Source organism: Luteibacter sp. (assembly GCF_051958795.1).
Taxonomy (GTDB): Bacteria; Pseudomonadota; Gammaproteobacteria; order Xanthomonadales; family Rhodanobacteraceae; genus Luteibacter.
This window is the reverse complement of the sequence record NZ_JBQCFT010000403.1, coordinates 1-18,782: the sequence shown is the minus strand read 5'-3', so window position 1 is coordinate 18,782 and position 18,782 is coordinate 1. Positions and strand designations below refer to the sequence as shown.

14 protein-coding genes are annotated in these 18,782 nt (G+C 65.8%); 12 read left to right on the top strand and 2 right to left on the bottom strand.

The annotated features are described in order from the left end of the window. The 10 genes from ACTHLF_RS20830 to ACTHLF_RS20785 form a co-directional block, all read left to right on the top strand. The coding region (locus tag ACTHLF_RS20830) for a non-ribosomal peptide synthetase (protein ID WP_440330085.1) at positions 1–3,256 on the top strand (3,256 nt) is incomplete at its 5' end. A gap of 29 nt (positions 3,257–3,285) precedes the next feature. Then, positions 3,286–4,416 carry a glycosyltransferase family 2 protein gene (locus ACTHLF_RS20825; RefSeq protein ID WP_440330083.1) on the top strand — a complete coding sequence of 377 codons (1,131 nt, stop codon included), beginning with the start codon at positions 3,286–3,288 and terminating at the stop codon, positions 4,414–4,416. A gap of 5 nt (positions 4,417–4,421) precedes the next feature. Then, on the top strand, positions 4,422–5,519 hold the full coding sequence (locus tag ACTHLF_RS20820) for a polysaccharide deacetylase family protein (RefSeq protein ID WP_440330081.1): 1,098 nt from the start codon (positions 4,422–4,424) through the stop codon (positions 5,517–5,519). Further along, positions 5,507–6,766 carry an O-antigen ligase family protein gene (locus ACTHLF_RS20815; RefSeq protein ID WP_440330079.1) on the top strand — a complete coding sequence of 420 codons (1,260 nt, stop codon included), beginning with the start codon at positions 5,507–5,509 and terminating at the stop codon, positions 6,764–6,766. The genes ACTHLF_RS20820 and ACTHLF_RS20815 overlap by 13 nt, the downstream gene beginning before the upstream one ends. Continuing rightward, positions 6,763–8,118, top strand: a complete 1,356-nt coding sequence (locus ACTHLF_RS20810) for a phenylacetate--CoA ligase family protein (protein WP_440330077.1) — start codon at positions 6,763–6,765, stop codon at positions 8,116–8,118. The genes ACTHLF_RS20815 and ACTHLF_RS20810 overlap by 4 nt, the downstream gene beginning before the upstream one ends. Beyond that, positions 8,115–9,233 carry a glycosyltransferase gene (locus ACTHLF_RS20805; protein ID WP_440330075.1) on the top strand — a complete coding sequence of 373 codons (1,119 nt, stop codon included), beginning with the start codon at positions 8,115–8,117 and terminating at the stop codon, positions 9,231–9,233. The genes ACTHLF_RS20810 and ACTHLF_RS20805 overlap by 4 nt, the downstream gene beginning before the upstream one ends. Next, positions 9,230–10,402: a glycosyltransferase family 4 protein gene (locus ACTHLF_RS20800; RefSeq protein ID WP_440330073.1), complete on the top strand. Its 1,173-nt coding sequence runs from the start codon at positions 9,230–9,232 to the stop codon at positions 10,400–10,402. The genes ACTHLF_RS20805 and ACTHLF_RS20800 overlap by 4 nt, the downstream gene beginning before the upstream one ends. Next, entirely contained in the window at positions 10,399–11,037 is a 639-nt protein-coding gene (locus tag ACTHLF_RS20795) for a polysaccharide deacetylase family protein (protein WP_440330071.1), read from the top strand. Before ACTHLF_RS20800 ends, ACTHLF_RS20795 begins: the two co-directional genes overlap by 4 nt. Then, complete coding sequence (locus tag ACTHLF_RS20790; RefSeq protein ID WP_440330069.1) at positions 11,034–12,275, top strand: glycosyltransferase family 4 protein; 1,242 nt, start codon at positions 11,034–11,036, stop codon at positions 12,273–12,275. Before ACTHLF_RS20795 ends, ACTHLF_RS20790 begins: the two co-directional genes overlap by 4 nt. Continuing rightward, positions 12,272–13,465, top strand: a complete 1,194-nt coding sequence (locus tag ACTHLF_RS20785; protein ID WP_440330067.1) for a hypothetical protein — start codon at positions 12,272–12,274, stop codon at positions 13,463–13,465. Before ACTHLF_RS20790 ends, ACTHLF_RS20785 begins: the two co-directional genes overlap by 4 nt. On the opposite strand, the gene ACTHLF_RS20780 is transcribed toward ACTHLF_RS20785, so the two are convergent. Further along, positions 13,462–14,328 (bottom strand): hypothetical protein, encoded by an 867-nt coding sequence (locus ACTHLF_RS20780; RefSeq protein ID WP_440330065.1) that lies wholly within the window; start codon positions 14,326–14,328, stop codon positions 13,462–13,464. The genes ACTHLF_RS20785 and ACTHLF_RS20780 overlap by 4 nt on opposite strands. A 323-nt stretch (positions 14,329–14,651) precedes the next feature. Here ACTHLF_RS20780 and ACTHLF_RS20775 point away from each other — a divergent pair, with 323 nt between their 5' ends. Beyond that, entirely contained in the window at positions 14,652–15,431 is a 780-nt protein-coding gene (locus ACTHLF_RS20775; protein ID WP_440330064.1) for a hypothetical protein, read from the top strand. A 99-nt stretch (positions 15,432–15,530) separates the two neighbouring features. Here the strand turns inward: ACTHLF_RS20775 and ACTHLF_RS20770 are convergent, their stop codons facing one another. Then, entirely contained in the window at positions 15,531–17,630 is a 2,100-nt protein-coding gene (locus ACTHLF_RS20770; RefSeq protein WP_440330062.1) for an autotransporter outer membrane beta-barrel domain-containing protein, read from the bottom strand. A gap of 612 nt (positions 17,631–18,242) precedes the next feature. Between ACTHLF_RS20770 and ACTHLF_RS20765 the strand changes: the two genes are divergently transcribed. Then, positions 18,243–18,695 carry a hypothetical protein gene (locus ACTHLF_RS20765; RefSeq protein WP_440330060.1) on the top strand — a complete coding sequence of 151 codons (453 nt, stop codon included), beginning with the start codon at positions 18,243–18,245 and terminating at the stop codon, positions 18,693–18,695. The last annotated feature ends 87 nt before the right edge of the window (positions 18,696–18,782 follow it).

Sequence of the window (18,782 nt, the reverse complement as noted above, 5' to 3'; positions counted from 1 at the left end):
GCTGTTCGATGCCCCGACGATCGAGCAGCTCGCCGCCGCCATCGGCTCACAGGTGGCGAGCGGCAGCACGCCGGCCGCCGAGCCGATCGTGCACCGCGCGGATACCGCGCAGGACCACGCGCCGCTGTCGCTGATGCAGCGCCGCCTCTGGGCGCTGGAACGGATGCACCCGGGTCGCGTCACGTACAACGCCCCCTCGGCGCACCGCCTGCGCGGGCCGATGGACGAGCACGCCTTCGACATGGCCTTCCAGGCGCTGATCCAGCGTCAGCCGAGCATGCGCACCGCGATCCGTGACATGGGCGCGGACGTGATGCAGGTGGTGCAGCCGCAGCTCACCTACCCGCTGTTCCCGGCGGAAGACCTCAGCCGGCTGCCGGTCGACGAGCGCGAGGAGCGGCTGATGGGCCGCCTGCGCGAGCTGACCGACACGCCGTTCGACCTGGCCACGGCGCCGCTGTTCAGCGCGCGCATGTTCAAGCTGGGCGAAGGCGACTACGCCATGTTCTTCATGCCGCACCACATCATCTGGGACGGCTGGTCGTTCGATATCTTCTACAACGAGCTCTCCGCGCTGTACCGTGCGTTCGCCGCGGGCCAGCCCTCGCCGCTGGCCGCGCTGCCGGTGACCTACGGCGATTTCGCCGAGTGGCACGCGCACTGGCTCGACTCCCCGGCGTTCCAGACCCAGCTCTCGTTCTGGCGCGATCGCCTGGCCCAGGTCGGCGACGTGCGCGCCCTGCCCACCGATTACCCGCGCCGCCCCGGCATGTCCGGGCTGGGCCGTACCGAGTGGATCCACGTGTCGCGCGAGCACACGGATGCGATGCACGACGTGGCCCGCCAGGCCGATGCCACGCTCAACATGACCCTGCTCGCGCTTTACTTCGCCATGCTTTCCAGCTCGGCGGGCCAGCGTGACCTCGTGGTCGGCACCCCGGTGCGCGCCCGCAACCAGACCGAGGTCGAATCGGTCATGGGCTACTTCAACAACCTGCTGCCGCTGCACGTCCACGTCGACCCGGGCCTTTCGTTCCTGGAGTTCGTGCGCCACGTGAAGCGGACGGCAATCGACGCTTTCGGTTCGCCGGATGTGCCGCTTGAATACCTGCAGCGCGAGCTCAAGGTCGGCCATGGCGCCGGCGCCACGCTGTACCAGGCGCTGTTCTCGTTCCAGGATGCCCGCCAGCGCGCGGTCGACTGGGGCGGCCTGGAGCATGAGCAGATCCTGCTGTTCCAGAGCGGCGCGACCGAAGACCTCGGCATGTGGTTCCTCGAGGGCAAGCGCGGCATGGTCGGTGGCGTCACCTATAACGCCGACCTGCTCCAGGCCGGCACCGCGCGGCTCATGCGCGAACGCTACCTCGACATGATGCACGTGGTGTCGCAGAACCCCTCGATCGCGGTGGGCCAGCTCACCGCGGCAAGCGCACCGGAACGTGAGCGCATGCGTACCTGGAACGCGGGCTGTGGCGGCTCGCCGCTGCCCGCCGACCTGTTCGCCATGGTCGACGCCCAGGCCGCGCAGACCCCCGACAGCACCGCCGTGCGCCACGGCCTGCGCAAACACACCTACGCCCAGCTGATCGGCGAGGCCACGCGCATGGCGACGCTGCTCCGCGAACGCGGCGCGGTCAACGGCTCCGTCGTCGGCCTGTGCGTCGAGCCCGGCTTCGACCGGATCGCGGGTGCGCTCGCGATCGGCCTCACCGGCGGCACGGCCCTGCTGCTCGATCGCGCCGATCCCGCAGCCCGCCTGCGCGATATCGTGACCGACGGCCGCATGACCGTGCTCATCGGCGACGCCGCCCTGGAAGCGACCCTCGACTGGCCGCGTGCCTGCGCCCTGTGGCTCGATGCCGACCACGCCGAGCTGGAAAGCACGATCGGTGACGCCAGCACCTTCGAGAACCGGGTCTGCGCGGAAGCCGCCGCCATCGCCTTTCATGTTCCTGGCCCGGACGGCCGTGCCCACGGCGCATCCCTGTCGCATGCCGCCATCGCGAGCATGGTGCACGGGCTGGCCGATGCGCTCGCGATCGACGCGGGCCAGTGCCTCGGCGGCGATGCCATGCCGGCCGACCCGATGTCGGTGATCGAACCGCTGATGGCGCTGTGCTGCGGCGCGACCTGGGAAGTGCAGGAACCGCACGGCCTGGCCCGCGGTGAACTCGCCGACCTCGATTGCTTCATCGCCTCGCCGGAAACCTGGAACGCACTGTTCGAACACGGCTGGGCCGGTGATGGCCAGCTGCGCGCCGCGATGCTGGGCGGCACGCCCACGCAAGAAACCGCGACCCGCATCGCCGATGCGACGGCCGGCCTGTGGACCCTGTTCGGTGACGCGATGACGGCGCCCGCCGCGACCTGCGGCCGGGTGGAACGCGCCGCCGACGCGCTGCACGCGGGCCGCCCGATCGGCAGCAACGAACTGTGGGTGCTCGACAGCGATGGCGAGCCCTGCCCGATCGGTGCGACCGGTGACATTGCGATCGCCGGCGGCGCGCTTTCCCAGCGCTTCGGCACGCGCGCCACCGCGGAACACAGCCCCGGCGACGAACGCCTGCTGCGCACCGGTTACCGCGGTCGCTGGCTGGCCGACGGCCAGGTCCAGGTGCTGGACCGCGAGGACCGGCGCATCCGCCGCCAGGGCCTGGATGTGGAACCGGCCGCCGTGGAAGCCGTGCTTCGCGCACAGACCGGCATCGTCCGCGCACTGGCCGTGCCGCATACCAACCGCCTGGGCGAACAGCGCATCGATGCGTACGCGGTCGGCGCACCCGGCTTCCAGCCGGACGCCGAAAGCCTGCGCGCCGCGCTCGCCGCCGAGCTGCCGGCCTGGGGCATGCCCGCGCACCTGATGCTGCTCGATGCCATGCCGCTGCTGCCCACGGGTGAGCCGGATATCGAAGCGCTGCCGCTGCCGGAAGAGCACGCCACGATGCGCCAGGCGGAGGCACCGGCCAACGAGCCGACCACCGAGAGCGAGCGCCTGCTGGCCAGCGTCTGGCACGAGCTGCTCGGCACGACCCGTATCCGTACCAGCGACAACTTCTTCGACGTAGGCGGCCCTTCGCTGCTGGCGGTCGACATGGCGCAGCGCGTGCAGAAGATGACCGGCATCCAGATGAACCTGCTGGATATCGCGAACGGCACGCTCGGCACCCTGGCGGCCGACCTGGCGGTGGCGACGCCAGCGGCGCCACCACCCGCCAAACGCAACGGCTTCCTCGGGAAGCTGTTCGGTCGCGGTTGATCCACGACGTCGACGAGGGGGGAGACGTCATGACACACATCGTCTGGCTGGCCTGTTGGGGCTCGGCGCTGCTTCTGGCCCACGTGTTCGTGGGCTACCCGCTGCTGATGTGGCTGTGGGCACGCGCCCGCCCGCGGCCGGTGGCACGCGCGCCGTGGCTGCCGACGGTCAGCATCGTCGTCGCCGTGCACGATGGCGAACGCTACATCCGTACCAAGCTGGCCAACCTGCAGGGCCTGGATTACCCGGCCGAACTCATCGATATCGTCATCGCCTGCGATGGCTGCCGCGACCACACGGTGGCGATCGCCCGGCGCAGCACCGACCCACGCCTGACCGTGCTCGATTTCCCGAACCGGCGCGGCAAGGCCGCCTGCGTGAACGACGCCGTCGCGCTCACCCGCGGCGAAGTGCTGTTGATGACCGATGTCCGCCAGCGCCTCTCGCCTTCCGCGCTGAAGGAGCTCGTCGCGAACCTGGCCGATCCCGAGGTCGGCGCGGTGGGCGGCGAGCTGCACATGGAGAACGTCCGCACCGGCTTTGCCCAGGGTGTGGACTTCTACTGGCGCTACGAGAAGATGATCCGCCACGCGGAAAGCACCGCGGGCTCGATGATCGGCGTGACCGGCGCGATCTACGCGATCCGCCGTTCGCTGTTCCAGCCGTTGCCCGCCGGTACAGTGCTCGACGATGTGCTGGTGCCGATGCGCGTGGCCGCCCAGGGCAAGCGCGTGGTGTTCGAGCCGCGCGCCATGGCGTGGGACCAGCCCTCGCAGGAACCCGAGGCCGAGCGCCGGCGCAAGATCCGCACGCTCGCCGGCAACTTCCAGCTGCTGCAGCTCGCGCCGTGGCTGCTCTCGCCTTTCCACAATCCGCTGTGGTTCTCCTTCATGAGCCATAAGGTGCTGCGCCTGCTGGCACCGTGGCTGATCGTGGCCTTGTTCCTCAGCACCGGCCTGTTGTTCAACCGCCACCCGATGTACGCCCTGGCCTTCGGCGGCCTGGGCGCGGGTGCGCTGCTGGTGGGCCTGGCCCGCCTGCGTCCCCGCCTGGGCCGCTGGATGCCCGCTCGGATCGCCGTAGCGTTCTTCTACCTCAACCTTTTCGCGGCGCAGGCCCTGCTGGCCTTCGCCCGTAACCGCAGGCTGCACCTATGGTGATCGATATGAACCAGCGTGGCGCTCCCGGCATCCGTGGCCGGCTCGGCGAGCTCTGCTACTCCAGTGGCCTGCTGCATTCACTGCAGCGGGTGCGTTCGTGGTGGCAGCGCGACCTGCGCATCCTGGCGTACCACCGGGTCATGCCGGTGCCGGATCCGGAGACCTACGAGTTCGACATGGAGCTCATCAGCACGCCGCCGGAAGAATTCCGCGAGCAGATGCTGCGCCTGAAGAAGTATTTCCGGCCCATGCGCCTGACCGACGTGGTCGCGGCACTCGATGCTGGCGAAGCATTGCCGCCGGATACGGTGGCGGTGACCTTCGACGACGGTTACGACGATAACTACCGGATCGCCGCGCCGATCCTGGATGAGGTCGGCGTGCCCGCCACGTTCTTCGTCTCCACCGGCCATATCGATACCGGCAAGCCGTATTCGTACGACTGGCTCGTGCACATGATCCTGATGACGAAGGCGCCGCGGCTGGTGCTGCCGGAGCTGGGCATCGATGTCGTCCTGCCGGCCGAGCGCATGCTGCGCCGGCGCATCGCGGGCAACGTGCTGCTGCGCATGAAGTGGCTCGATGCGCATGGCCAGGCGGCGATGACCGAGCGCCTGGAGGTGGAGTGGAACATGCCTTCCGCGGGTGCCCGCCCGGTCGATTGCCGGCCGATGACCTGGGACCAGGCCCGCGAGATGGAGGCCGCCGGCCTGGAATTCGGCTCGCATGGCGTGCACCACCGCATGCTGGCCCGCCTGCCGGTGGAAGAAATGGAAGCCGAAATCCTCGAGTCCAAGCGGACGCTGGATCGCGAGCTGCGCAATCCCGCCGTGCTGATGTCTTACCCGGTCGGCGGCGACCGCGCCTACAACGAGGCGGTGATCGCGGCGACCCGTAACGCGGGCTTCCAGCTTGCCTGCAGCTACATCTGCGGGACGAACCCCGAGCCATCGGAGAACCGCTATTCGCTGTACCGCCTGCCGGTGGAAGCGAACATGGGCCCCGGCTGGTTCGCCGCCATGCTCGCCCTGCCCCAGCTGATGAGCTACCCCACCGCGGCCCATGAAGCGCATGGACCGCAGGAGAAGGCATGTTCCCCCTGATCCTGCTGTACGTCGTCCTCACCATCATCCGCCCGCAGGATTACATCCCCGGGCTGGACCTGGTGCCGATCCTGCCGGCCGTGCTGGGCCTGGCCTTCATCGCCTGGCTGATCTCGCCGCACAAGACCTTCGAAGCGCCCCAGTTCATCATCCTGCCGTGCTTCCTGCTGATCCTGATGGTCTCCCAGGTCAGCAACGGCTGGACCGGCGGCGCCATCGACGAGCTCGCCCACTTCGGGCCCGTGGTCATCGCCTTCTTCATCTTCGGGGCCTGTTGCACCACCCAACGCCGCGTACGCATCGCCATGGCCGTGCTGGTGGGCTGTGCGGCGGTGCTCGCCCTCCACGGTGTCCAGCAGGCGCAGACCGGCGTGGGCTGGACCGGCATGGTCATCGGCGAAGGCAACCGCATCCAGTACGTCGGCATCTTCAACGACCCCAACGACCTGGGCCTGCTGTTCGCGGCCACGCTGCCCATGGCCATGTTCCTCGGCCGCCGCGGGGCATCCTGGCGCTGGCTGTGGCTGGCCTGCGCGGTGCTGCTGCTCTACGGCACCTACCTGACCAATTCGCGTGGCGCCATGCTCGCCGTGCTGGTCGTGGCCGGCTGCTACATCTGGTACCGCAAGGGAGTGGTGGTCGCCGGTACGCTCGGCGTGCTCGGCCTGGTGGCCCTGAAGCTGCTCTCCTCGCGCATGGAGGAGCTGGACGCCGGCGAGGAATCCGCCGCCGGCCGCGTCGACGCCTGGTACGCGGGCCTGGAAATGTTCCGCGACAGCCCGCTGCTCGGCGTGGGCCCGGGCAACTTCACCGAATACAACGAGCTCACCGCGCATAACTCCTTCGTGCTGGTGCTGGCCGAGACCGGCTTCCTCGGCTTTATCCTCTGGCTTGCCTTTGTAGGCTATGGCTTCTGGATGATGTTGACGATCGTCCGCCATCCGCATACTGCCGCCAACGAACCGGGGCGTGAGGCGGAATGGGTGATGGAACGGCAGCTGGCCCTGACCCTGTTGCTCTCGCTGTGCGGCCTGTTCGCCGCCGCGTTCTTCCTGAGCCGCAGCTACATGGTGGTGTTGTACCTGATCGCCGCCGTGGTCGCCGGCCACTACGTGGGCGCACGCCGGCGCTGGCCGGAACTGCCCGCGTTCCGCTTCTCCCGCGATGGCTGGCGCTGGGTGCCGGCCGCCTTCTGTGGCGTCGCCGGGCTGTTCGTGCTGGTGGCCGTGCTGCTGCGAACCCAATGAGCCTCTACGAGCCCCTGCTGCGCAACGTGTTGTGGCCCGCGTACGAAGGCGGCCTCCGCCGTCGCGATACGCCGCGCTACCTGCGTGAATACGCGCAGACGCAGTGGCTCTCCGCCGATGGCGTGCGCGACCTCCAGTTCCAGCGCTTCAAGGCGCTGCTCGACTGGTGCCAGCGCGAGGTGCCGTTCTATCGCGACCGCTGGGCGCAGATGGGGCTTTCTCCCGGAGATATCCGCGAGCCCTCCGACATCGCGTTGTTGCCGGTGCTGACGAAGAAGGACATCCGCGAACATGCGGAAGCCCTCGAGGCGCGTTCGCACAAGGATCGGCTGAGCTTCAAGGCCACCGGTGGATCCACCGGCGAGCCGCTGCGGTTTGGCTATACCCGCGAGAGCAACGATCGCCGCGTAGCGGTGATGTGGCGCGGCTACGGTTGGGCGGGTTCACGCATGGGCCGGCGCACGGCTTTCCTGTGGGGTGGCGCGGTGGGTGAGCCCACGGCGGCGCACCAGTTCAAGGACCGCGTGTACAACGCCGTGTTCGCGCGCAAGCTCCTCAACAGCTTCGCGATGACCGAAGCCAACCTCGCTTCGTACGCCGACGCTCTCGACGCGTACCGGCCCGAGGTGATCGTCTCCTACGTCGGGCCGCTCGTCCGCCTGGCCCAGTTCCTCGTGGACACGGGGCGCCGCGTTGCGCGGCCTTCCACCATCATCGGTGCGGCCGAAGCCCTGCATCCGTTCCAGCGCGAACTGATCGAACGCGCATTCCATGCGCCGGTGTTCAACACCTACGGCTGCCGCGAGTTCATGCTGATCGCGTCGGAGTGTGAGCACCGCGATGGCCTGCATATCAACGCGGACCACCTGCTGGTCGAGACGCTCGGCGCGGATGGCCAGCCCGTCACCCACGGCAGTGGCGAGGTCGCCATCACCGACCTGTTCAACTACGGCATGCCGTTCATCCGCTACGTGAACGGCGACATGGCCACGCATTTCCACGGGCTGTGCGCCTGCGGGCGCGGGCTGCCGCTGCTCGCCAGCGTCGACGGGCGCAAGCTGGACGCCATCCGCACGCCGGCTGGCCACGTGCTGCCGGGTGAGTTCTTCCCGCACATGCTGAAGGACGTACCGGGACTGGCCCGCTTCCAGCTGGTGCAGCGGCAGCTCGACCGGCTCGACCTTTCCATCGTCCGTGGCGACGGCTTCAACGATGCCTCGCTCGAGTACATCCGCCGCGAGGTGGCCAAGGTGCTCGGCGACAGCGCCCAGCTGCATTGCCATTTCGTCGACGACATCCCGCTGACCCGTAGCGGGAAGTTGCGCGTCACCGTCTCGGAGCTGGACTCGTGAACATCACCCATGTCGTCGAAAACCTGAACCGCGGTGGCCTGGAGCGCATTGTCATCGACCTGGTGACCCAGCAGCACCGCGACGGGCACAAGGTGCAGGTGGTATGCCTGTTCGAGCGTGGCGCCATGGCGACCGAGCTGGAGATCAAGGGGATCCCGGTGCGCTCGTGCGGCAAGCAGACGGGCGTGGACCTGCGCGCGATTGGCCTGGCGCGGCAGTTCATCGCGAGCCACCACACCGAGGTGCTGCATACCCATAACGCGGTGGCGCATTACCAGGCCGTCCTGGCGACCGCCGGGCTCGGCATCCGCCAGGTGGTGAATACGCGCCATGGCATGGGCGCCACGCGCAAGCCGGGCCGGCGCGAATGGCTGTTCCGGCGTGCCATGGCCGCTACGGATTCCGTCGTCGCGGTATGCGAAGCCGCCCGCCGCGACGCGGTGGCCCGCGGCATGTTCCCTGCCCGCAAATGCTGCGTGGTGCCGAACGGCATCCGCCTCGACGGCTTCGATGTGGCCAACGACGCCATGCATGAGCGCCTGGCGCGGCTGATCAATGTGCCGGCGCGCACGCGCATCATCGGCACCGTCGGCCGGCTGAACTGGGCCAAGGACCAGGCCAGCCTGATCCGTGCGTTCCGCGCGGTGCGCCACCACCGGCGCGATACCGTGCTGGTGCTGATCGGTGATGGTGAGCTGCGCGAGACCCTGCGTGCCTGCGCTTACGACGAAGGTATCGCCGGCTGCGTGCATTTCCTTGGCGACCGTGACGATGTGCATGAGTTGCTCCAGGGCCTGGATCTGTTCGTGCTCTCGTCGGTGACCGAAGGCTATTCCATGGCCTTGCTCGAGGCCTGCGCAGCGGGCTTGCCCATCGTGGCGACGGATGTGGGCGGCAACGCCGAGATCGTCCGCGACCGCGCGACCGGGCGGCTCGTGCCCGCGTGCGATGCACCCGCGCTGGCCGATGCCATGCTGGAGATGCTCCACGCCTCACAGCAAGCCTCCGCGTTCGGCCGCGCCGCGCGGCATTGGGTCGAGGAGAACGGTTCGCTTCAGGCCATGGCTGCGCGTTATACGCGCCTGTATTTCGGCCACCTGGAAGCCGTGCCGTGAAAATCCTGGTCCTCACCAACCTCTTTCCCACGCCATGGGATCCGCGCCGGGGCACCTTCAACCAGCAGCAGTTCCAGCGGCTGGGCGAGCGCCACGAGGTGGATGTGCTGACCGCGGTCGATTTCCGCGAACGGATGGCGGGTGCGAAGGGCCAGGTCCACGTGCCGAACGTGCGGCGCGACCATTTCACGTTCTATCACCCGCCGGGCATCGGCCGGTTCCTCAACGCGCTGTGCTACGTGGCGTGCGTGATGTGGCAGCGCGGCCGCGAACTGCGCCGCGCCCGCTACGACGTGATCCTGGCCAGCTGGGCCTACCCGGATGCCGCGGCCGCGGCGTGGATTTCGCACCTGCTGGGCGTGCCGTACGTCGTGAAGGTGCATGGCAGCGACCTCAACGTGCAGGCCGCGTCACGACTGCGCCGCCCGCAGATCCGGCATGCGCTGCGTGGCGCCGGTGCCGTGCTTGCGGTGAGCAAGGCGCTGGCGGCGAAGGCGGTGGAGATCGGTGCCCGGCCTGACGCGGTCGAGACGATTTACAACGGTGTCGACGGGCGGATGTTCCGGCGGGGCGACCGACTGGCCGCGCGGGCGCGCCTTGGTCTTCCCGCGCATGAGCCTGTCGTGCTGTATGCGGGGAACCTGAAGAACAGCAAGGGCTGCATGGATCTTATCGATGCGTTTCCGTTGCTGGCCAAAGAGCGGCGGGATGCCCGGCTGTATTTCGTCGGTGATGGCCCGGATGCTTCTTCCCTCGAGAGCCGCGCGGCTTCGCTGTGCTGCGGGGCCTCGGTGCATTTCATGGGCTCGGTGGCCCACGCGTCGCTCGCGGATTGGTTCCGCGCCGCGGACCTGTTGTGCCTGCCGAGCCATAACGAGGGCGTGCCGAACGTCGTGCTGGAAGCAATGGCGTGTGGCACGCCTGTCGTCGCGACCGCGGTGGGCGGGATCCCCGAGGTCGTGCCGCCTTTCGCCGGCGAACTGGTGCCTGCCCACCACCCCGAGCTGCTGGCTGGCGCCCTCGCCGACATGCTCGGGCGGCACGTGGATGCCGAAGCGATCGCGACGCACGCCACCAGCTTCCGCTGGGAAGACAACATCGACCGGCTTGAGCACATGCTTGAGCGCGTCGCCGCCGGCACGCCGGTACACGTGAGTATGAATGCATGATTCGCCGACCGAAAAAGCACGAACTGTTGAGTCTCCTGCCCGAGCACCTGCTTATGACGCGGGCGAAGCGTGACCCGGTGTGCTACCTCAGCTTCGACGACGGCCCCGAGCCGGAGCATACGCCGAAGCTGCTGGACGTCCTGGCCCGGCATGGGGTGAAAGCGAGCTTCTTCCTGGTCGGGGAGAAGATCGAGCAGTACCCGGAGATCGTGCAGCGGATCGTCGGCGATGGCCACATGATCGGCAACCACTCGTACAGCCACTGGTCGTTCCGCAACATGAACCTGCGCAAGCAGCTGGACGAGGTGTACCGCACCGACGCCCTGCTCCGCCTGTTCGACGACCGCCCGCATCACCGCATGCGGCCGCCGCATGGGTATGTGGGCGCGCAGTTGCTCATGCATTTCGCGCGGCGCAAGCGCAGCTTTGTCTACTGGTCGTACGACAGCCTGGATTACCAGGACAAGCCGATCGAGTGGCTGATCGATCGGCTGCGCAACGACCCACCCGCCGCCGGTGACATCGTGCTGATGCACGACGACAGCGATAAGGCTGCCGACGCGCTCGATGCGCTGCTACCGGAGTGGCTCGCCCAGGGCATGCGCTTCGACGCGCTGCCCGGGAGCCACGCGTGAATATCCTCTACCACCACCGCACACGGGGGCGGCACGTCGAGGGCGTGCATATCCGCGGCATTGTGAACGCGCTGCGCGAGCTAGGGCATGACGTGTCGGTGATGTCGTTTCCGGGGGCGGATCCGGAGCATGAGCATGTGGCGGTTTCTTCGCCGGCTATTGCGGGACCTGTCGTTGGTGCAGCGGCCGTGGGCGCCGGGACTTCCTCCGGGCCCGCTTCGCCTGGCGGGGCGCGCATGCATCTTGCGGGCATCGTGACGAAGATGCCTGGCGTGGTGTTCGAGATGTTCGAGCTGCTCTACAACCTGGTGACGCTGGTGCGCATGGGCCGGCCCTGGCGCAAGGCGCCGCCGAAGCTGATCTATGAGCGCTATTCGCTGTTCCTGTTCGCCACAGTGTGGATGGCGCGGCGGCGTGGGATCCCCATCGTGCTGGAGATCAACGATTCGGCGCTGGTCCAGCGCGTGCGCCCGCTGACCATGCGCGGGCTGGCTCGCCGCGTGGAACGCTGGTGCTTCCGGCGGGCAACCGGGCTCGTGTTCATTTCCACGTATTTCCGCGACAGGGCCGTCGAGGCTTATGGCGATATCGCGCCTTCCGTGGTGTCGCCCAACGCTGTCGACCTGCCTTCCTTCGACCCTGGCAAGTTCGACCGCGATGCGTTGCGCGCCGCGCGTGGCCTGACCGGGCTGGCCGTATGTGGCCACATCGGGGTCTTCGCGCACTGGCATGGCGTGGACGGATTCGTCGAGGCCATTGCGAGCCGCCTGGAACAGGCGCCGGGGCTCGCCCTGGTGTTCGTGGGCGATGGCAAGACCCTGCCCGCCGTGCGCGAGCTCGTTGCCGCGCGTGGGCTCAGTGACCGCGTGCTGCTGCCGGGCCGTGTCCCCCACGACCAGGTCGCCAGCTGGATCGCCTGCATGGACTACGCCGTGCTCCCAGATTCGAACCAGTATGGGTCGCCCATGAAGCTGTTCGAGCTGATGGGGATGGGGGTGGCCGTCGTGGCGCCTGACTATGCGCCGGTCGCCGAGGTCATCGCCGACGGCCGGACCGGATGGCTGTTCCCCCGCGGCGATGCGGCCGCGTGCGTGGAGCGTGTGCTCGCCCTTGCCAGCGAGGCCGAGGAGCGCCGCCGCGTGGGCGCCGCGGCTCGTGACTACATCGCCAGTGAACGCCAGTGGCGTAATAACGCTGAGCAGTTACTCACCCTCGTGCCTGCAGGAGGCGCCGCATGATCGCGCTCATCGTCGTGCTCGGCGCGCTTGTGCTGGCTGCCGCCGCCATCACCGCGGCCATCCGTGCCCGCAACATGCAGTACTGGCTGTGGGGCTACCTCACCCGGCGAAAGGCGCCGAAGGTCGAGGGGACGAAACACATATTGTTCTGCTTCGTGGACCATTTCGAGCCCAACTGGGGCCGTGTGGACCTCGAGCGGCAGCGCTACCGCGTCGACCGCTGGTGCAAGGAATACCGCGACATGGCCAGCCGGCACCGCGACGCTGACGGCCGTCCTCCCCAACATGGCTTCTTCTATCCGGAAGAAGAGTACGTCGAGGAGCACCTGGAGAAGCTGGCCGCGTTGTGTGCGGACGGCTTCGGTGAAATCGAAATCCACCTGCATCACGACGACGACACGCCGGAAAACTTCGTCGCGACCATCGACCGTTTCAACCGGCTGCTTCACGAGCGCCACGGTGCCTTGCCGCGCGACCCGGTGACGGGCCAGCTGCGCTTCGCCTTCATCCACGGCAACTGGTGCCTCGCCAACAGCCGCAAGGATGGGCGCTGGTGTGGCATCAACCAGGAGCTTGGGCTGCTGCGCGACCTGGGGTGCTATGCCGACTTCACCCTGCCCTCCGCACCCAGCGACACGCAGACGCGGTTGTCGAACTCGATCTACTACGCCGAAGACGCCTGCGGCGGCAAGCCGAAGGGCCATGACACCGGCGTACCCATGCGGGTCGGTGGCAAGCTCAGCGGCGACCTGCTGATCATCCAGGGCGTGCTCGGGCTCAACTGGAAGAATCGCCGGTTCGGCATCATCCCCCGCATCGAGAACTCCGATATCCGCAAGGGCTGCCCGCCGACCCGTGGCCGCGTGGACCAGTGGGTCGATACGGGCATCCATGTCGAGGGACGCCCCGAGTGGATCTTCATCAAGATCCACACGCACGGCACGCAGGAACGGGATATGGATACCCTGCTCGGCGCGCCCATCGATGCCATGCACACGTACCTCGAAAGCCGGTACAACGACGGCAAGAACTACGCACTGCACTACGTGACCGCGCGCGAGATGTACAACATCGCGAAGGCCGCGGAAGCGGGGATGAGCGGCAACCCCCATCAGTACCGCGACTTCGAGCTGGCGCCGCCGGCACACGCGCGAGCGGTGCCAGCAGCCCCGGCGGTGGCGACCCCTTAGATCTCGCAGATCGCGGTCAGGTCGAAAGCCACGGCGGAGACCTCCGACGGGCTCAACGTCCCATTGCGCTCGACCTCGTAGGACGCCTCGAGCATGATCCGGGCCTGGCCGGTCTCGGCCAACAGCCGCAGGATGTCATCGCACGGCAGCTGAAGCTTCGCCATCGGGTCGAACGCCACGTCGTCAACGCTCAGCTCCACCGGGGCGAACCAGGCATCGCCGATGCGCATCCGCACGCGGTCACCGGCAACGCAGGGCGGCTCCGACGCAGGGATGTACACCACCAGCTCCGGGATGAGCTCGGACTCACGCACCATACCGTCGCTACCGCAGGCCACCACGGGGCCACGCAGCCGCTCCGGCATGTCATGGATCATGACGGACAGCGTAGTCGTCGGCGACCGCAGGGTGATATCACCCGCCGCGGAGCGGACCTCATAGCTGAAGTCGAAACGCCCGTTCTGGCCGAACTGCTCCAGGGCATGGCGGTCGTAACGGATATTCAACGGCGACACGCCGTCGCAGACGCAGAGCTCACCGGCCACCACCGTCCGCCGCAGCGCGCGGTTGTACAGCAGCGCGGTGATGCGATCGCCCACGCGAAGACCGTGGTAATCAGGAATGAGCCCGACCAGCTCCTGCCGCGGCAGGGAGACGAGCGTCGCGAGCGTGACACCCTCCATCATCAGCTGGTGCGGAAACACAATCGGGTTCAACGGCCGGTGCGCGAGGGTGTGGGACAGAGCGGTCATAGGGACGATGCGACCGCGCACACCGCTCGAACGGTCGCGGTGTGCGTGCTGGACAACGCCAGCGTTGTTGGAGGTGTTCTTGTTCTGGCTGGGACGACGGGTACGGCGCATGTGGCACTCCTTGGGGGTGCGTGGGATGAGGTGCCACGTTAGCTAGCCGGTGGGAGCGCGAGTATCAGCGAAGGTGCCGGCGCGACGGTGTGGTGCGGCGATTGGCGTTGTAAGTGTTATCGGACTGTGTGTGAGTCGAGCCCGCGTGGGACACACGATGGCCGCGGATCACCAGCATGACCACGCCGCGCGTCGCGCTCGACGTAGGCCGAGGACGACACGATTTCGCGACAAATTGGCCAGTCCGCAGAGGCGAGCGCCGATGTAGCCGACCGAGGCGAGCGCTCACACTGGCACGACCATCAACGCTACGGACGACACATATGTGCGACGACACATCGCTTAAGCAAACAAAGACGGGCGAGAAGCCGACGAAGATCTGCTATGCCGATGAGCTCTTCCCTGTAGACCTCAAGCCCACCATTCCTGCGGCCCTTGCAGACGGTACCCTCACACCGGAATCCATGCGCCCTCATCTGCTCGTTCACGCCCCAATCATCAGCGTCGACGGATACCACACCATGCCCGGCGACTTCTTCGAGGCGCTTATCGACGGAATTCTCATACCTGCGTCACGCGCGACGTATTCAGGCGAGGGTGACTTCGTTGAGATAAGGATCCCTCAAGTGGACTTCCTTACAAGAAGCGCGGGCCGACACGAGCTTACATACCTGGCGATCCAGCAGCCGTTCGGTTCCATCGCCATTTCGGAGCCGACCACATACCTTATCGATCGAACACCGCCGGGTGGACGCGGGCTTCCGCGCATCATGTTCGCTGAGGCTGACGAGCGAGATGGACTGGCCCTGGAAGACATCAAGGCGCGCCCAAGCATGGGGCTGCGCGGAAAAATTGCTGACTACGCTGGAATTGACCCGCGGGATACCATTCAATTGTTCAGCAAGTTCGACGGATCAGACACCGAATTCGCTGCCGGAACGATCGAGGTCGGACAGAAGGCATGGATAACAGAGGTGTACTTCGGACACGATAACTTCACCAACATTGACGCGCCAGGTCGAATCTCTTTCTACTATTACGTAGTCGACGTGTCCGGGAACAAGAGCCATGTATCACCCGAAACGACGCTTCGTGTCTATTAGAGCCGGCGTGTAGCATGACCTAGAGTGAACGACCCGTTACCGTACACGCCAAGCAGTCCGTCGCTGTTCCTTATACGGCGACGGACCGCCACTCCTACATCATAGGGTCATGCGCAGCCCCAGGTTCCCCGACCACCCTTGAAAGCCACCGCGCCCGATAAAGTGCCGATACGCGCCTCCGCCGAACAGTTGAATCCGCGGGGAAAGCTGAGTGGTCAGACCACTGGAGACTACATACTCTGCGCCGAGTCCACCGCCCGAGAAGTCGGCCGAGGTGGTGCTTGCATCGATTGCCGTCCGGACAACGCCTCGTCCCTTTGTAGATCTGAGATCAACGCGTACAAACGGAGCCATCACTTCGCTATGGCTAAGAAACGATAGGCCAGCCGACCTTGTAACATACTGATTCCTACTGATATCTACGCTCATGCCCGAAGCCTCACGGATCGGCGCAAAGCGAACGCTCTGGCCCGATAGCAAGATGTGCGGCTCTAGACTCCATTCAGACCCGAGCCTGATCGGATAACCCGTAGCCAGCGAAACACCCGTCGCTGACGCTTCGATACGACCCACGGCGCGGCCACCGAGCGATGTATCGGTTGTTCCTCGCATACGCTGCTGTCCAACGACCGAGTCAATCCAGAAACCGTCGCCACTTCGCCACGTTATCCACGCGGACGTACCGTTGGCGCGAAGCCTAGTAATGCTATCGCCATCGGCCGCCCTCGGTACAATACTTGAACGGCCGTGGTCGATCGCGAGGCCGGCGCGGAGCGACCCGTTGTCACCGTCTAGCCCGATGATCGAACCGCCAAACTGCCAGGCTTCAACCCGCTCGTCAAAGTCATAACCATAGGACTTGAAGGACCTGTCGGTGCTGTACCGCTGGCTGCGTCCCGAGTACCGTGCGAAAATCTCACCACCGATCGAACCCTCGAACGCATGATCGCGGATCTCACCAAGCCGTTCGTGCAGGCTGGTCGTCATGCCGTCAGCATATGCGAAAGCGGCAGCCGGCGCAGAGATATACGATGGAATCTGAGGCGAGACGGCAGGTCGTTCGTGGTCGCCAGAACTTCCGCCACCATCGTCGCACCCCGACCTGCACACCATTCGCTCAACAAGACGATAGTCCCACTGTGCTTTCCCTCCTTCCAGAAGTGAAGACTTGGCACTGACCTCGTTGCCGTGGAATGCCTTGAGTTCATACTGGAACGCACCATGGGTGACGTAGTCATCGCGAAGACGAAATGCATCCGGCCTTGACGAACCGCCAACCTGGACGATCGAGAATCCCTCCACACCTGATGACACGCCATCGCCGTTGACATCTGTGCCATGGCTGGTACCAGTGAATTTCACATTGACATCGATGGGGTGCTCGACGTCGACATTGCCCTCGACAAGTAGCGAGTCAGTCCAAGATTTCCGAACATCGCGCGGGTCCATGTGCACGTTGACGACAACGTCGCCGATGACACCCCCAAGGTCGCTCGAGATACGCAGCCGCGCTGGCCCCTTCCGAGATGCCGCGAATGCCACGGTTCCACCGTCGAGGTCCAGGCTTCGTACCTTGCTATCCCCCGTAAGAGACCACACGGCTGCTCGTCCAACTTTCATAGCATCCGCACCGACTATCGAGCCCGACAAGTGACCGTCCCGACCTAGACGAACTGTGGACTTTGAAGCCTCGGAAATCAGGACATCACCGTTTACAGAGGCGCGTTCGATGTTAAGGAGGAACGTCGCTCGGTCCTGTACGTCGACTGCCACGCCATTTCCGCCACTGAGCGAGCCACCGTCTCGCACCGTGACTTGATAAAGGTGGCTCCCGGCTTCGTCACCCGTCACCAAAACAGCGGGCCCACTCGGCGACCTAACCGTCGAACCGCCGTCTACAGTTAGCTCACCCGGCCCGACACTGATCCGGTCAAACCTTCCGAGGACGGCACCCGCGCGCTGCCCCTCCGCAATGGATTTCTCACTCAGGGTCACGCTGCCAGACCCAAGCAACACCCCCGTACCACTCTCGCTCGTAGACGAAATCAGCGAATTGGCCGCTTCCAGCTTCGCCGAGCCCGAGACGGCGACGCCCGCCTGATGGCCAGTTGATTTGCTGTCGACAAGAAGAACAGACGTGTGTTGCTCATGCCTTGGGTTTCCGTCGGCAAAGATGCCAGCCCCTTGTGACGAGGTCACGCTAGTTCGATAGATTCTTGCTGAGCTCGGAGACTCAAGACCGTCCACGCGTATACCGGACGTACCATTTGCCCTCACGAAGGCATCTGACGCGGTCAAAGTCGAACCAACCACGCGAATGTAGTCCGTCCGCGCACCGTCTTCCAATGCGAGGCTGGCTCCATTCGACGAGGCCCATGACTCCGGCTCCGCCGCCGACCCCGAAAGTACAACAGACTCGCCTCGGCCGATGTACCCACCTACGGCCTGCCCACTTGTAATCGCTGCACCGATGGGGAAAAGCATCGATACTCTTAGGGCCAGATCGGCGCGTCTGATTTTCATTGTTTACCTCCTTCTCGAACGTCCCACCCACGCCGATGCAGCATGGCTATGGGGTGCGCATTCGATCACGCGAGGTGACGAGCTAAATGTAGGTAACCGCTGCATTGCTCGTAAGCGAACTCCTACACCGTGTAGGTGTAGCAACTCAATCTCTTTCGCCTACATGCGGTGAGTGATCGACTACACGTCAAGACGCTCGTGGCCGATCCGCTACTCAGCAATCGCCGATATGGCCCAGGATTCGGTCGCAATAAAGTCGTGTCTCACCCAACCCGAGAGACGACTGCCATGCAAAACGGAAGCTTCGCATCCTCAAACACGGTCACGCGGCTGACTGTCGACGTCCGCGTCCTGGAGACCGATGAAGATAGGCTCGATCACCTCAAGCCGCGCGTACCACACGCGCTGCCTGATGGTCGGATTCCTCCGGAGGCGACAAATCCCTTCCTGCTCGTGCAGGCACCGATCGTCGATGTACCAGGATCGGGATCGCTGCCTGGCGACCGCTTCATCGCAATCGTAGATGGCGATGAGATTTCGGAATCGGCGACGGAATATGTCGATATGAAGGACGACTATGTAGAACTGCACATCCCAAAGAAGCGCGTCGACGAGCTGGCTGACGGCTTCCATGCGCTATCGTACCGCGTGTACCCCGAGGGCTTCGGCCGCCAGGTTCTCTCTGGTGCGACGCTCATTGACCTGGATCGAACCCCGGCGTTAGGCCGCCTTCTCACCTGAATCCGTTTCACCGAGTCTGTGATCTTCGAAGGTCTTTCGCTGGCCACGTTGCTGTCGCTCCCGAACGCTGAGCTGGTCGGCATCATT